Origin of the sequence: Streptomyces sp. NPDC032472 (assembly GCF_040636955.1) — a bacterium.
In the GTDB taxonomy this organism is placed as follows: domain Bacteria; phylum Actinomycetota; class Actinomycetes; order Streptomycetales; family Streptomycetaceae; genus Streptomyces.
Map to the genome: position 1 here is coordinate 1 of NZ_JBEZVK010000010.1, position 14,974 is coordinate 14,974.

A 14,974-nucleotide genomic window follows, 5' to 3' on the forward strand; every position below is an offset into this window, starting at 1 on the left:
CGGGGGGCGAGGGGCCGGGGGGCAAGGGGCCGGGGGGCCGGGCCGCCGGGCCGGGGGCGAGCGGCCGGGCCAGGGGGGGCCGGGCCGCCGGGCCGGGGGCGGGGCCTCCGGGCCTCCGGGCCTCCTGGCCTCCGGGCCTCCGGGCCTCCGGGCCTCCTGGCCTCCGGGCCTCCGGGCCTCCGGGCCTCCGGGCCTCCGGGCCTCCGGGCCTCCGGGCCTCCGGGCAGGGTGGGCAGGGTGGGCAGGGTGGGCAGGGTGGGGTGGTGGTAGCGGTCCGCGGGGGCGGGTCAGGTTCGCGGGAGGGCGAGGGCTTGGGAAATGCCCTCTTCCCTCGGGCCCAGGAACTGCGGCTTCGGCTTGAAGGTGGCGTCCAGCGCCGCCTTGCCGGCCGCGAACACCTCGCGGGTGCCGCCGTAGTACCAGGTCGCGTCGTGCTCGTCGTCCACCCCGACGCCGTAGGAGTCCACGCCCGCCGCCCCGCACAGCGCGACGGCTCGGCGTATGTGGAAGCCCTGGCTGATCAGCACCGCCCGCTCCACCCCGAAGATCTTCCGGGCCCGCACGCACGAGTCCCACGTGTCGAACCCGGCGAAGTCGCTGACGATCCGCTCCCCCGGCACGCCGTGCCGCGTCAGGTACGTGCGCATCGCGTCGGGCTCGTCGTACTCGGTGCGGCTGTTGTCCCCGGTGACGAGGACGACCTTGACCTTCCCGGTGCGGTACAGCTCGGCCGCCGCGTCGAGCCGGCGCGCCAGGTACGGGGTCGGCCGCCCGTTCAGCAGCCCCGCCCCGAACACCACCGCCACCTCGGCGGGCGGCGCATCGGCCGTGGTGCGCAGCCGGTCCGCGGCCACCGCGTGCGTCCACGCCGACGGCAGCAGCGCGAGCACGCAGCCAGCCATCACGGCCTGCACGGCCCGCCGCCGGCCGCGCACGCTGCGCGGCAGCCGGGGCCGCAGTGCCACCGCTGCCCGCCGCACCCGCTCCCCCATACCCATACCCATCCGCATGGCCTTCGCCTTCATGACCGTCACCGTCCCCCACAGCCCACATCCTTCGCACGCTTGGACGATCAAGGCCGGGGCCCCAGTTCCCCCCACCGGCTCTTTCACCCGCCCGGATGACCGAGTGAGCACCCGGAAAACACCCGTCACCCCGGCGCAACGCCCACGCAACCTGCGGCTTGCAGGATCGATCCATGACGGAGCCGGTGCACCCTCCCGAGTCCCCTTCCCTCCCGTTTCCCCCCGCCACCGCCGCGGAGCTGCTGACCCGGATCACCGCCCAACTCGGCACGCAGCTGCGCGGACTGCGCCCGCCGGGGGCCCGGCACCTCGGAGCCCACGCATGCAGCCCATCCTCGTCGCCGTCGCCCACGGCAGCCGTGACCCGCGCGCCCTCCCCGCCGTCCAGGCCCTGCTGGAACGCGTCCGCGAGCTCCGCCCCCGTCTCGAGGTCCGCCTCGGCCACATCGAGCTGAACCGGCCGCTGCTCACCGACACCCTGCGGCGGACCGACGGCCCGGCCGTGCTCGTCCCCCTGCTCCTCGGCCGCGGGTACCACGTCAAGCGGGACCTGCCCGCGGCCGCGGCCCGCCACCCCGACGCCCGGGTCGCCGCCCCGCTCGGCCCGCACCCGCTGCTGGTCGAGGCCCTGCGCGAGCGCCTGCTGGAGGCGGGCTGGACCCCCGGTGCCGCGTCCGACGGCGGCGGCGCGGTCGTGCTCGCCGCCGCCGGCTCGCGCGACCCCGACGCGGCCGCCGACACCCGCCGCACCGCCGCCCTGCTCTCCGAGCGCCTCGGCGGGGCGGCCGTGGTGCCGGCGTACGCCTCCGGCGCCGGGCCCACCGTGCCCGAAGCGGTCCGCGCCCTGGCCGCGCGCGGCCACCACCGGGTCGCGGTGGCCTCGTACTTCACCGCCCCGGGCCGCTTCGCCGTGCAGAGCGCGGCCGCCGCGACCGGCCCGGCGGCCGCCCCGCTCGGCGACCACCCGGCCCTCGCCCGCCTGGTGCTGCAGCGCTACGACGAGGCGGCGGCCCTGCGGCGGACCCCGCTGGAGCTGGCCACCGCCTGAAGAGCGCGCCCCCTGCTCGAATTGCTCGCATTGTCGGCGGTCCCGGTTACCGTCTGAGCATGGAAGGCATGGCAGGCACCGCACCCGTCCGTCCCGGCTCCGGCCGCCCCCGCGAGCCCTACGACCCGGCCGACACCGAGCGCTGGGCCGCCGAGCCCGACAAACGGCCGGGCCGGACCGCCTTCCAGCGCGACCGCGCCCGCGTGCTGCACTCGGGGGCGCTGCGCCGCCTCGCCGGGAAGACCCAGGTGGTCACCCCGGGCACCCGCAGCTTCGACTGGGACGCGAGCCCCCGTACGCGGCTGACGCACTCCCTGGAGTGCGCGCAGGTGGGCCGCGAGCTGGGCGCGGCCCTCGGCTGCGATCCCGACCTGGTCGAGGCCGCCTGCCTCTCCCACGACATGGGCCACCCGCCGTTCGGGCACAACGGCGAGGAGGCACTGAACGAGTTCGCCAAGGACTGCGGCGGCTTCGAGGGCAACGCCCAGTCGCTGCGGCTGCTGACCCGCCTGGAGCCCAAGCGGTTCACTGCCGATCCGCAGACCGGCGCCCCCGTCAGCGTGGGCCTCAACCTCACCCGGGCCTGTCTGGACGCGGCCACCAAGTACCCCTGGCCCCGCGGCGGCCACCCGACCGACCCGGACTCGGTCAAGTTCGGTGCGTACGAAGACGACCTGCCCGTCTTCGAGTGGCTGCGGCGCGGTGCGCCCGCCGACCGCAAGTGCTTCGAGGCGCAGGTCATGGACTGGTCCGACGACGTCGCGTACTCCGTCCACGACTTCGAGGACGGCCTGCACGCCGGGCACGTCGATCCCAACCTGCTCTTCGCGGAGCCCGAGCGCACCGCGATCTGGCAGGTCGCGATCGGGCGCTACGTGCCGGCCGACACCGATCCGGAGGAGTTGCGCGAGGCACTCGACCGGCTGATGGACGAGGAGTGGTGGCCGCACGGGTACGACGGCTCGGCCGTCGCCCAGGCCCGTCTGAAGGACGCCACCAGCCAGCTGATCGGCCGGTTCTGCCTGGCCGCGGAGGGCGCCACCCGCGAGGCGTACGGCTCCGGCCGGCTCACCCGGTACGCGGCGGAGCTGGTGGTCCCGCGCGAGGCGCGCAACGAGTGCGCGGTCCTGAAGGCGGTCGCCGACCTGTACGTGATGCAGCGCGACGAGCAGGAGCGGCTGCGCGCCGACCAGCGCATCGTCCTGGCCGAACTCGCGGAGGCGCTGCAGGCCCGCGCGCCCGAGGGCCTGGACCCGCAGTTCCGGGCCATCTTCGACGCCGCCCCGGACGACCGGGCCCGCAAACGCGCGGTCATCGACCAGATCGCGGCGCTCACCGACGCCTCGGCGCGCTCCCTGCACGCCAGGCTCACCCTGCACTCGCGTCGCGCAGCCGGGTGATCCGATCGGGCCACTCCCCCTTCCCGGGGCAGGCTCCGTGCGGGACGCTCGCTTGTGGTCGCAAGTGGCGGTGAGGTTATGAGGAGGCATCAGGTGGTCGACGCACACCGGACGTTCGTCATCGTCGGCGCAGGTCTGGCGGGGGCCAAGGCGGCCGAGACGCTGAGGTCCGAGGGGTTCACGGGGCGGGTGATCCTGATCGGGGACGAGCGCGACCATCCGTACGAACGGCCCCCGCTGTCCAAGGGCTACCTCCAGGGCAAGGAGGAGCGCGACAGCGTCTTCGTCCACGAGCCGTCCTGGTACGCCCGCGCCGACATCGAGCTGCACCTCGGCCAGCCCGCCGTGCACCTGGACCGGGAAGCCAAGAAGGTGGTCCTCGGCGACGGCACGGCGCTGCCCTACGACAAGCTGCTGCTGGCCACCGGCGCCGAGCCGCGCCGCCTGGACATCCCGGGCACGGGCCTGGCCGGGGTGCACCACCTGCGCCGGCTGGCGCACGCGGAGCGGCTGCGCGGCGTCCTGGCCACCCTCGGCCGGGACAACGGCCACCTGCTGATCGCCGGCGCCGGCTGGATCGGACTGGAGGTCGCCGCCGCGGCCCGCGGGTACGGGGCCGAGGTGACCGTGGTCGAACCGCTGGCCACGCCGCTGCACGCGGTGCTCGGCCCGGAGATCGGCCGGCTCTTCGCGGACCTGCACACCGAGCACGGGGTCCGCTTCCACTTCGGCGCGCGGCTCACCGAGATCGTCGGGCAGGACGGCATGGTGCTCGCCGCCCGGACGGACGACGGGCAGGAGCACCCGGCGCACGCGGTGCTCGCCGCGATCGGGGCCGCGCCGCGCACCGCGCTCGCCGAGACCTCCGGGCTGGCCCTGGTGGACCGGGAGCACGGCGGCGGGATCGCCGTGGACGCCTCGCTGCGCACGTCCGACGCGGACGTCTTCGCGGTCGGGGACGTGGCGGCCGCCCACCACCCGCTGCTGGGGGCGCGGCTGCGGGTGGAGCACTGGGCGAACGCGCTCAACGGGGGCCCGGCCGCCGCGCGGGCGATGCTGGGCCAGGACGTGTCGTACGACCGGGTGCCGTACTTCTTCTCCGACCAGTACGACGTGGGCATGGAGTACTCCGGTTACGCCCCGCCCGGCGGCTACGACCAGGTCCTGATCCGCGGTGACGCGGCCAAGCGCGAGTTCATCGCGTTCTGGCTGTCGCAGGGCCGGGTGCTGGCCGGGATGAACGTGAACGTGTGGGACGTCACCGAGCACATCCAGGCGCTGATCAGGTCGAAGGCGGCCGTCGACCGCGAGGCGCTGTCGGACCCGACGGTTCCGCTGGCCTCCCTGGTGGCGGCCGAGGGCGCCTGAGGGTTTTCCCGCGCCCGGCCGTAGACTTCACGGGTGGCAGGACGGATCAACGACGACGACGTGAAGGCGGTACGGGACGCGGTCCCGATCGACGCCGTGGTCTCCGACTACCTCCAACTGCGCAACGCGGGCGGCGGCAACCTCAAGGGTCTGTGCCCCTTCCACGACGAGAAGTCTCCGTCCTTCCAGGTCAGCCCCAGCAAGGGTCTCTACCACTGCTTCGGCTGCCAGGCGGGCGGGGACACCCTCGACTTCATCATGAAGATCGACCACCTGTCGTTCTCCGAGGCGGTCGAGCGGCTGGCCGCGCAGGCCGGCATCACCCTGCGCTACGAGGAGGGCGGCTACACCGCCGGCACCAGCGGCCGCGGTGAGCGGATCCGGCTGGTCGAGGCCCACAAGGCGGCCGCGCAGTTCTACATCGACCAGCTGGGCAGCCCCGAGGCCGAGATCGCCCGCCGCTTCCTGGCCGAGCGGGGCTTCGACCAGGCCGCGGCCGAGCACTTCAGCGTCGGCTACAGCCCGGCCGGCTGGGACCACCTGACCCGCTTCCTGCGCGGCCGGGGCTTCAGCGACCGCGAGCTGATCACCTCGGGCCTGTCCCAGGACAGCCGCAGCGGCAAGCCGATCGACCGCTTCCGCGGCCGGCTGATGTGGCCGATCCGCGACATCAGCGGCGAGGTCGTCGGCTTCGGCGCCCGCAAGCTGCGCGACGACGACAACGGGCCGAAGTACCTGAACACGCCCGAGACGGCGATCTACAAGAAGTCCCAGGTGCTCTACGGCATCGACCTGGCCAAGAAGGAGATCGCCAAGACCTCCCGGGCGGTCGTGGTCGAGGGCTACACCGACGTGATGGCCTGCCACCTGGCCGGGGTGCCCACCGCGATCGCGACCTGTGGCACCGCCTTCGGCGGCGAGCACGTCAAGATCCTGCGCCGGCTGCTGATGGACAACGCCACGGCCGAGGTGATCTTCACCTTCGACGGAGACGCGGCCGGGCAGAAGGCCGCGCTGCGCGCCTTCGAGGACGACCAGAAGTTCGCCGCCGAGACCTCGATCGCGATCACCCCCGGCGGCATGGACCCGTGCGACCTGCGGCTGGCCGAGGGCGACGCGGCCGTCACCGCGCTGGTGGAGTCCCGCACCCCGCTGTTCGAGTTCGCGCTGCGGCACATCGTGGCCCGGCACAACCTGGAGCACCCGGCGGGCCGGGCGGCCGCGCTGGACGAGGCGGCCCCGGTCGTCGCCGGCATCAAGAACATCGCGATCCAGCACGAGTCGGCGGTCCAGCTGGCGGGCATGCTGGGCATCCGCGACGAGCAGTTCGTCGTCAAGCGCGTCGCGCAGCTGGCGCGCTGGGCCCGCGAGCGCGGCAACGGCCGCCCCGGCCCCGGCGGCGGCCCGCAGCAGCCCGCCCCCGCCCGCCGCCCGTACGAGGCCGTCCCCGCCCCGGCCGCCGCCCCCGCGGGCGGTCCCGCGCTGAACCTGCGCAGCCCGGCCCACCGCACCGAGCGCGAGCTGCTCAAGCTGGCCCTGCAGCGGCCGGAGCTGGTCTCGCCGGCGTTCGATGCGTACGGGGTGGACGAGTTCACCGCCCCGCCGTACGCGGCCGTGCGCCAGGCGATCCAGGACGCGGGCGGCGCCGCCCCGGGCGCCGACGGCTACCTGGCCCGGGTGCGCGAGGCCGCGCCCAACGACACGGTCCGCGCGCTCGTCACCGAGCTGGCGGTGGAGGCCATCCACGCCAAGACGGTGGACGAGGTGTACGCGGGCGTGCAGCTGGTCCAGGTCAGGCTGCGCGCGGTGGACCGCCGGGTCCACGAGATCCAGGGCACGATGGCCCGCATGGGCAGCCACGCCCCGCCGGAGCAGCTGGCCGCGGTGCAGGAGGAGCTGTGGGTCCTCCAGCAGTACGGGCAGCGGCTGCGCAACCGGGGCGCCGAAGGGCTGTAGCCGCCGCGGGACACGCCCCCGGTCAGCGGCGGTGCAGCCAGTCGCCGCCGGGTATCTCGGTGCCGCTCTCGCGCAGTCGGTGGGCCAGCGCGGGCGCCGCCAGGTAGACCCAGGCCGGGGTCCGGGTGCCGTCGGGGCGGACCGCGTCGCGCCGTACCCGGTCGTAGACGTTGAGCGGCCGGTCCGGGCCGTGGTACTCCTCCAGCCGGTCCAGCTCGGCCAGCAGCCGCGCGTACGCGCCGGGCGCGGGGGTGATCAGCTCGCCGACGATCTGCGACCCGGCGTGCTGGACGGCGTACGGATAGCCGGGGCCGTCGTACAGCAGTGCGTCCGGGAGCCGCGCGGGCTCCTCGGCGGCCGTGCGGCCCCGCAGGAACAGCGCGTGGTTGACCTCGCCGGGCCGGAGGGTCCCGTACACGAAGAAGGGCAGCTCGGCGGGGAGGGGCGGCTCGGCGGTCATCGGGCCGCCACCTCCGCCGCGACCCAGGCCAGGTAATCGGCGCTGCCCCGCACCACCGGCGTCGCGATGATCTCCGGGGTGTCGTAGGGGTGCTCGGCGGTCAGCCGGGCCTCCAGGGCCGGGTACGCCGCGGCGGTGGTCTTGAGCAGGACCTGCCACTCCTGGGCGGTCTCCACCGCGCCCTTCCACCGGTAGACCGAGGTCACCGGCCCCGCGACCTGGGCACACGCGGCCAGCCGGGACTCCACGGCGGACCGGGCGAGCCCGGCGGCCGCCTCCGCCGAGCCGACGGTGGTCAGCACGGTCAGGACCGATGCCGGTACCTGCTCCGGTACCGGTTCCTGCGGCCGGTCGGCTGGTGTCACGGGCCCTCCTCGGATGCGGCGGACAGGGTTCTCGGTCCGGGACCTCGGACCCGGATTCTCCTGTCTCCCCCACCGTACGCACCGCCGCACCAACCGGTTCACCCGGACGGGGCGATGGCGGCGGGCGGCCGAAGCGGCAGCCCTGACCTGCAGAAAGAGGCGCCACAGCAGCGCGCCTGACACAGCATCAGCAGGCGGAGTGCCGCCGGCCCGGGGTACCACGGGAGCACGACCCGACCACGACCCCGTGTCCGGCAGGAGCCCTCATGCGCCGTCGCACCGCCCACCTGCTCACCGCCGCCGTGCTGGCCGCCGCCGCGGTCACCGGCCCGGTCGCGGGTGCGGCCGCCGCCGCGGAACCCGCGGCCGCGCCGGGCCGCGCCCCGGGCGACTTCGCCGTGCTGGAGGTCTGGCCCAGGTCGGCCGCCCCCGGGGTCACGGTCACCGTGAACACCACGGCCTGCGGGCCGGGCGGCCATGCCGACGGAGACGCCACGATGGTCGGCGGCGGCCGCTTCAAGCTGGTCCCGGGCACGCACGAGGAGGTGGCCATCGGGCAGTTCCAGGTCGCCCGCACCATCCGCCCGGGCACCTACAGCATCGGCGCGACCTGCGCCGACGGGAAGTACGCCACCGGGGACCTGGTCGTCACCGCACGCGGCCCGCAAGGCCGTGTGCGCACCGGGGTGGGCGGTGGCACGACCCGCACCGCCGACCCCACCAAGATCACGGCGGGAGCGGTCCTGCTGGCCGCGGCCGCCGTCGGCGGTACCTGGCTCCTGCGTCGCCGGGCGAGCGGCACGCGGAGCTGACGGGCGCCCACCGCGGCCCGGCCGCGGTCCCGACCGGTACCGTCCCCCGTCGCCCGCCCCGCGAGGTCCCCCCGTTCGCGGGGCCGGGCGACGGCCTCCCCACCCGAACACCCGAACACACCCAGCACACGCAGCACACCGAGCACACCGAGCACCCAATCCCCGAGTTCCGAGGGGGCGTCCATGGGCACCGGCCGGGCCGGCCGCGGCGGGATCGTCGCGCTCACCGCCTGCATCGGCATCTGGCTCATCCACAGCGGCTCCGGCGAGTCCGTCCGGCCCCCGCTGCCCTCCCCCGCCGAGGCGCTGAGCGGGCACACCCCGTACCCGGGCGGGATCGACCCGCTTCCCGGCTCCCCGCCCACCCGCATCCGGATCCCGTCCATCCGGGTCGACGCCCCGCTGGCCGGGCTCGGGCTGGCGCGCGACGGCAGCCTCGAGGTACCGCCCCCCGCCCGCCCCGACCTGGCCGGCTGGTACCGCGACGGCACCACCCCCGGCGCGGTGGGCACGGCCGTCGTCGTCGGCCACGTCGACCACGCCTCCGGGCCGGCCGTCTTCTACCGGCTGGGCGCGCTGCACCGCGGGGCCGCCGTCGAGATCCGGCGCGCGGACGGGCGTACGGCGGTGTTCACCGTCCACGCGGTCGAGGTGTACGACGCCAAGGGCTTCCCCGACGCCCGCGTGTACGGGCCTTCGGCGCGCGCCGAGCTGCGGGTGATCACCTGCGGCGGCCGTTTCTCGCCCCGCACGGGCTACCAGGGCAACGTGGTCGTCTTCGCCCACCTCACGGGTACCCGCTGAAGGCCTGAGGAGCCCTCGCGCCGCCTCAGCCGAACTGCTCGAAGCCGAGCTTGAGCACCAGGGCGGCGACCACCGCGAGCAGGACGCCCCGGACGAAGCCGCTGCCCTTCTTCAGCGCCATCCGCGCCCCGACCATCCCGCCGGCCAGGTTGAACGCCGCCATCAAAGCGGCCAGCTGCCACAGCACCCGGCCCTGGTAGGCGAACATCACGAGGGCGCCCGCGTTCGTGCACACGTTGACGATCTTGGCGGTGGCGGAGGCGTTGACCAGGTCCAGGTGGAGCAGCGCGGTCAGGGCGAGCACGAGGAAGGTGCCGGTGCCGGGGCCGATCAGGCCGTCGTAGAAGCCGATGCCCAGGCCGGCGAGGCCGATGGCGAGCAGGACCCGCTGCCGGCCGGCCGGGGCGGCGGCCGGGGCCGTCCCGAAGGCGGGCTTGAAGACGACGAACGCGCCGACGAGCAGGAGCACGGCCATGATCAGCGGGCGCATGGCGTCCTTGCTGATCCCGTCGGCCAGCAGGGCGCCGCCCATGGATCCGGCGACGGCCGCCAGGCCGATCCGGACGGCGAGCTTCACATCCACCGGTGCCTTGCGGGCGTACGTCACGGCGGCCCCCGTGGTCCCGACGATCGCGACGGCCTTGTTGGTGCCGAGCACGGTGGCGGGATGGGCCTGGGGCAGGCCGAGCAGCAGGGCCGGAAGGAGCAGCAGGCCGCCGCCGCCCACCACGGCGTCGATCCAGCCGGCCGCGGCGGCCGCGAGGCACAGGACGATGAGCAGGGTCGTGGATATGTCAGGCACGGGGCGAGCCTAGGGACGGATTCGGTGCAACGCCCATCCATTCCGGGAAACTTGCGCAAAGGTTGAGCTTCGCGGCGGTCCCGGCGGCTTCCCGGGCGCCCGCGCGGCGCCTCACCGGCCCGCCGCCGCGGCGCTGAGGTGGGCGTTCCGTTCGGGTAACAAGCGCGATGCGGAGGGGAAACAGCGGCCGCGCACGCTCGGGGCATGACCTCGGAGCAGCAGCGTGTGGTGGTGATCGGCGGCGGCCTCGCGGGCCTCCGGCTCGCGGCGGGGCTCGGCGCGCGCCGGGCCGCGGACGTCACCGTGCTCGGCGAGGAGGCGCACGTCCCGTACAACCGGGTCCTGCTCGCCGAAGTGTTGGCGGGCCGGTACGCCCCGGAGGTGGCCGCCCTCCCCGCGCCCGGCCCGGTGCTGCGGCGCGGGGTGCGGGCGGTACGGATCGACCGGGCCGAGCGGGCGGTGCACTGCGACGACGGCAGCACGGAGCGGTACGACGCACTGGTCCTGGCGACCGGCTCCAACGCGGTGCTGCCGCCGCTGCGCGGGCTGTTCGAGCCCGTCGGCGCCTCCCGGACGGCGGCGGCCGGGGCAGCGGGCGGGACATCGGACGGGGAACTCCCCGACGGGGTCCACGCGTTCCGCACCATGGACGACTGCCTTGCGCTGTCCGCGGCCGTGTCCACCGCGCCCGGCCTGCGCACGGTGGTGATCGGCGGCGGCCTGCTCGGCGTCTCCGCGGCCCGCGCCCTGGCCGAGCGCGGCGCGCAGGTGGTCCTGGCCCAGCAGGGCGAGCGGCTGATGGAGCGCCAGCTGGACGCGGAAGCCTCGGCGCTGCTGCACGCCCACCTGACCGCCCTCGGCATCGAGATCCACACCGAGTGCCGGGTCCGCGGGCTGAACACCTGCGAGGTCCCGGCGGACGGCCGGCGCCGGGTCACCGGGGTCGAGCTCGCCGACGGCTACCGGCTCGACGCCGACGCCGTCGTCCTGGCCTGCGGGGTACGGCCGCGGACGGGCCTGGCCCGCGCCGCCGGGCTGGAGGTCCGCCTCGGGATCGTCGTCGACGACCGGCTGCGCACCAGCGACCCGCACATCCACGCCATCGGCGACTGCGCCGAGCACGCGGGCCGGGTCTACGGCCTCGCGGGCCCCGCCCTGGAGCAGGCCGACGCCCTCGCCGCACTCCTGGCGGGCGGGGCCGGCCGCCCCGGCGCCGACACTGCCGGCGCCCCGGGGGCCGCCGCACCCGCCGCGCCCCCCGCCTACACCGGCACCCGGGCCTTGACCCGCCTCACCCTGGCCGCCGGCGAGTCCGGCCCGCTCGATCTCGCCGCCTTCGGCGAGACCACCCCGCTCCCCGGCGACGACGTGGTCCGGCTCTCGGACGCCACCCGCCGGACCTACCGCAAGGTCGTCGTCCGCGGCGACCGCCTCGTCGGCGGCGTCCTGCTCGGCGAACTCTCCAGCGTGGGCGCCCTCGCCCGGAGCTGGGAGGACGAGGAAGCCCTGACCGACCTGTTCCACCTGCTCACCGACGACGGAGGCTCCTGATCATGGCCGCACCCACGCCCACCCCCGCCATCGTGCTCATCGGCCACGGCATGGTCGGCCAGCGCTACCTGGAGGCACTCGCCGAACGCGGCGCCACCGCCACGCACCGGATCACCGTGCTCTGCGAGGAGCCCCGGCCCGCGTACGACCGCGTGCACCTCACCTCGTACTTCTCGGGCAGCAGCCCGGAGGAGCTCTCCCTGGTGCCTGCCGGATTCATGGAGCAGCACGGCATCGACCTCCGCCTCGGCGACCCCGCCGAGAGCATCGACCTGCAGGCCCGCACCGTCACCTCCCGCTCCGGGCGGGTGGTCCCGTACGACGTGCTCGTCCTGGCGACCGGCAGCTACCCCTTCGTGCCGCCCGTCCCCGGCAAGGACGCCCCCGGCTGCTTCGTGTACCGCACCATCGAGGACCTCCTCGCCATCGAGGAGTACGCGCAGACCCGCACGACCGGAGCGGTCGTCGGCGGCGGCCTGCTCGGGCTGGAGGCCGCCGGCGCCCTACAGGGGCTCGGGCTCGCCACGCGCATCGTGGAGTTCGCCCCGCGCCTGATGCCCGTCCAGGTCGACGAGGGCGGGGGCGCCGCCCTGCTGCGCACCATCGAGGGCATGGGGCTGACGGTCCACACGGGCGTCGGCACCCAGGAGGTCGTCACGGGCGAGGACGGCCGGGTCAGCGGGATGCGGCTGTCCGACGGCTCCACCGTCGCCACCGAGCTCGTCGTCTTCTCCGCCGGTGTCCGCCCCCGCGACCAGCTGGCCCGCGACGCGGGCCTGGCCGTCGGCGAGCGCGGCGGCATCGCGGTGGACGCCCGCTGCCGCACCTCCGACCCGCACGTGTACGCCGTCGGCGAGTGCGCGCTGGCCGCCGACGGCCGCGTCTACGGCCTGGTCGCGCCCGGCTACGAGATGGCCGAGACCGCCGCCGAGGACCTGCTGGGCCGCGAGAAGGAGTTCACCGGGGCGGACCTGTCCACCAAGCTCAAGCTGCTCGGCGTGGACGTGGCCTCCTTCGGCGACGCCCACGGCGCCGCTGCCGACAGCCTCGACGTCGTCTACTCCGACTCCCGCTCCGGCGTCTACAAGAAGCTGGTCGTCTCCCCCGACGGGGTCCTGCTCGGCGGCGTCCTGGTCGGCGACGCGGACTCGTACGGGCTGCTGCGCCCGCTGACCGGCAGCGTCCCGCCCGTCAGCCCCGACCAGCTGGTACTGCCCGCCGGCCTCGCGCCCGCGGCCCAGCTCGGCCCGTCCGCGCTGCCCGACACGGCCGTGATCTGCTCCTGCCACAACGTCACCAAGAAGGCGATCACCGCCTGCGCGACCCTCCCCGAGGTCAAGCAGTGCACCAAGGCGGGCACCGGCTGCGGCAGCTGCCTGAAGGTGATCGGGCAGCTGCTGCCCGCCCCCGCCGACAAGGGCCTGTGCGGCTGCTTCCCCTTCACCCGCGCCGAGCTGTACGAGATCGTCCGGACCCGGCGGCTGACCTCGTACGAGCAGCTCCTCGACGGGCACGGCCGCCAGGAGGCCCGCGGCGGCGACGGCTGCGAGGTGTGCAAGCCCGCCGTCGGCTCGATCATCGCCTCGCTCGCCCCGACGCTCGGCGCGAGCGGCTACGTCCTGGACGGCGAGCAGGCCGCCCTGCAGGACACCAACGACCACTTCCTCGCGAACCTCCAGCGCAACGGCTCGTACTCGGTCGTCCCGCGCATCCCCGGCGGTGAGATCACCCCGGACAAGCTCATCGTGATCGGCGAGGTGGCCCGCGACTTCGGCCTCTATACGAAGATCACCGGCGGGCAGCGCATCGACCTCTTCGGCGCGAGCGTGGACCAGCTCCCGCGGATCTGGGCCCGGCTCGTGGACGCCGGGTTCGAGTCCGGGCACGCGTACGGCAAGGCGCTGCGCACGGTGAAGTCCTGCGTGGGGCAGACCTGGTGCCGCTACGGGGTCCAGGACAGCGTGCGGATGGCCATCGACCTGGAGCTGCGCTACCGGGGGCTGCGCGCCCCGCACAAGCTCAAGTCGGCGGTCTCCGGCTGCGCCCGCGAATGCGCGGAGGCGCAGAGCAAGGACTTCGGGGTCATCGCGACGGCCAACGGCTGGAACCTCTACGTCGGCGGCAACGGCGGGGCCACCCCGCGCCACGCCGACCTCCTGGCCCAGGACCTGTCCGACGCCGAGCTGGTCCGGCTCATCGACCGGTTCCTGATGTTCTACATCCGCACGGCGGACCGGCTGGAGCGCACCTCCACCTGGCTGGACCGGCTGGAGGGCGGCCTCGACCACCTGCGGGACGTGGTCGTGCACGACTCGCTCGGGCTGTGCGACGAGCTGGAGGCGCTGATGGCCGACCACGTAGCGAACTACCGCGACGAGTGGGCCGAGACGCTCCAGGATCCGGACCGGCTGCGCCGGTTCGTCTCCTTCGTCAATGCGCCCGGCGCGCCGGACCCGACCGTGCGCTTCGTCCCCGAACGCGACCAGGTCAAGCCCGACCTGGCCGTCCTGACCCTTCAGCCGCTGGACGCCGTGGGAGGCAACCGATGACCGTGGAACTTCAGGTGGGAGAGGGCTGGCTGTCGGTGTGCGAGCTGTCCGACATGATCCCGGGGCGGGGCGTCGCGGTGCTGCTGCCCGACGGGAGCCAGGCGGCGGTGTTCCTCGGCCGCTCGGGATGGACGTACGCCGTCGACAACCAGGACCCCTTCACGGGCGCGGCGGTCCTCTCCCGCGGGCTCGTGGGCTGTGCGGAGGGCCGGCCGTTCGTGGCGTCCCCGCTGCTCAAGCAGCGCTTCGACCTGGAGACGGGCCGCTGTCTGGACGACGAGGAGGTGGCGGTCCGGACCTATCCGGTACGGACCGCCGTGACCTCCGGCGCCGTGGCCTCCGGCGCCGCGGCGGCCTAGCACGGTGCGGCGCGGGCGGCGGCCGGCGGGGCTCAGCCCTGGACGGCCGCCGGGTCCATCCACATGATCTCCCAGGTGTGGCCCTCCAGGTCCTCGAAGGCCCGGCCGTACATGAAACCGTGGTCCTGGGCCGCGCGGGGCTCGGCGGCGCCGGCCGCGAGGGCCGCGTCGACGAGCTCGTCGACCTTCTCCCGGCTCTCGGCGCTCAGGCAGAGCAGCGCCTCGGTGGTGGTGGAGGTGTCCGCGATCGCCTTGTGCGTGAACTCCTTGAAGCGGGGCTCGGTCAGCAGCATCGCGTAGATGGTGTCGCTGATGACGAGGCAGGCGGCGGTGTCGTCCGTGAACTGCGGGTTGCAGGAGTAGCCGAGCTTCGCCCAGAAGGCCTTGCTGGCGTCGAGGTCCTTGACCGGCAGGTTGACGAAGATCATGGTGGCGGACATCTCGGTCTCTCTTCTTCTCTCGTGCGGCGCTTTCG

14 protein-coding genes are annotated in these 14,974 nt (G+C 74.9%); 9 read left to right on the forward strand and 5 right to left on the reverse strand.

From position 1 onward, the window contains the following. Positions 1–287 precede the first annotated feature (287 nt). A complete protein-coding gene (locus AB0F11_RS08420) occupies positions 288–992 on the reverse strand; it encodes an ElyC/SanA/YdcF family protein (RefSeq protein WP_362169973.1) in 705 nt (234 codons plus the stop codon). A gap of 355 nt (positions 993–1,347) precedes the next feature. Here AB0F11_RS08420 and AB0F11_RS08425 point away from each other — a divergent pair, with 355 nt between their 5' ends. From AB0F11_RS08425 to dnaG, 4 genes are all read left to right on the forward strand, one after another. Beyond that, positions 1,348–2,073 carry a sirohydrochlorin chelatase gene (locus AB0F11_RS08425; RefSeq protein WP_362169733.1) on the forward strand — a complete coding sequence of 242 codons (726 nt, stop codon included), beginning with the start codon at positions 1,348–1,350 and terminating at the stop codon, positions 2,071–2,073. A gap of 59 nt (positions 2,074–2,132) precedes the next feature. Further along, complete coding sequence (locus AB0F11_RS08430) at positions 2,133–3,473, forward strand: deoxyguanosinetriphosphate triphosphohydrolase (RefSeq protein ID WP_362169735.1); 1,341 nt, start codon at positions 2,133–2,135, stop codon at positions 3,471–3,473. A gap of 93 nt (positions 3,474–3,566) precedes the next feature. Further along, the gene (locus tag AB0F11_RS08435) at positions 3,567–4,841 is read left to right on the forward strand and encodes an FAD-dependent oxidoreductase (RefSeq protein WP_362169737.1); all 1,275 of its coding nucleotides are present in this window, start codon (positions 3,567–3,569) and stop codon (positions 4,839–4,841) included. A gap of 33 nt (positions 4,842–4,874) precedes the next feature. Next, complete coding sequence (dnaG, locus tag AB0F11_RS08440; protein WP_362169739.1) at positions 4,875–6,797, forward strand: DNA primase; 1,923 nt, start codon at positions 4,875–4,877, stop codon at positions 6,795–6,797. A gap of 22 nt (positions 6,798–6,819) precedes the next feature. Here the strand turns inward: dnaG and AB0F11_RS08445 are convergent, their stop codons facing one another. Continuing rightward, positions 6,820–7,257 carry a gamma-glutamylcyclotransferase family protein gene (locus tag AB0F11_RS08445; protein WP_362169741.1) on the reverse strand — a complete coding sequence of 146 codons (438 nt, stop codon included), beginning with the start codon at positions 7,255–7,257 and terminating at the stop codon, positions 6,820–6,822. Further along, positions 7,254–7,622, reverse strand: a complete 369-nt coding sequence (gene cutA, locus AB0F11_RS08450) for a divalent-cation tolerance protein CutA (RefSeq protein ID WP_362169743.1) — start codon at positions 7,620–7,622, stop codon at positions 7,254–7,256. Before cutA ends, AB0F11_RS08445 begins: the two co-directional genes overlap by 4 nt. A gap of 266 nt (positions 7,623–7,888) precedes the next feature. On the opposite strand from cutA, the gene AB0F11_RS08455 reads away from it, so the two are divergent. Together AB0F11_RS08455 and AB0F11_RS08460 are read left to right on the forward strand one after the other, a co-directional pair. Next, positions 7,889–8,434, forward strand: coding sequence for a hypothetical protein (locus tag AB0F11_RS08455; RefSeq protein ID WP_362169745.1), 546 nt, complete (start codon positions 7,889–7,891; stop codon positions 8,432–8,434). A 183-nt stretch (positions 8,435–8,617) separates the two neighbouring features. Continuing rightward, entirely contained in the window at positions 8,618–9,238 is a 621-nt protein-coding gene (locus tag AB0F11_RS08460; RefSeq protein ID WP_362169747.1) for a class F sortase, read from the forward strand. 25 nt (positions 9,239–9,263) lie between these two features. Here AB0F11_RS08460 and AB0F11_RS08465 read toward each other — a convergent pair whose 3' ends face one another. Then, entirely contained in the window at positions 9,264–10,040 is a 777-nt protein-coding gene (locus AB0F11_RS08465) for a TSUP family transporter (protein ID WP_362169749.1), read from the reverse strand. Positions 10,041–10,244: 204 nt separating this feature from the next. On the opposite strand from AB0F11_RS08465, the gene AB0F11_RS08470 reads away from it, so the two are divergent. From AB0F11_RS08470 to nirD, 3 genes are read left to right on the forward strand one after another with little or no spacing between them, the layout of a single operon-like run. Next, positions 10,245–11,591: an FAD-dependent oxidoreductase gene (locus AB0F11_RS08470; RefSeq protein WP_362169751.1), complete on the forward strand. Its 1,347-nt coding sequence runs from the start codon at positions 10,245–10,247 to the stop codon at positions 11,589–11,591. 2 nt (positions 11,592–11,593) lie between these two features. Further along, entirely contained in the window at positions 11,594–14,140 is a 2,547-nt protein-coding gene (gene nirB / locus AB0F11_RS08475) for a nitrite reductase large subunit NirB (protein ID WP_362169753.1), read from the forward strand. After that, positions 14,137–14,499 carry a nitrite reductase small subunit NirD gene (nirD, locus tag AB0F11_RS08480; protein ID WP_362169755.1) on the forward strand — a complete coding sequence of 121 codons (363 nt, stop codon included), beginning with the start codon at positions 14,137–14,139 and terminating at the stop codon, positions 14,497–14,499. Before nirB ends, nirD begins: the two co-directional genes overlap by 4 nt. A gap of 32 nt (positions 14,500–14,531) precedes the next feature. On the opposite strand, the gene AB0F11_RS08485 is transcribed toward nirD, so the two are convergent. Continuing rightward, positions 14,532–14,939: a VOC family protein gene (locus AB0F11_RS08485; RefSeq protein ID WP_362169757.1), complete on the reverse strand. Its 408-nt coding sequence runs from the start codon at positions 14,937–14,939 to the stop codon at positions 14,532–14,534. Between the last annotated feature and the right edge of the window lie 35 nt (positions 14,940–14,974).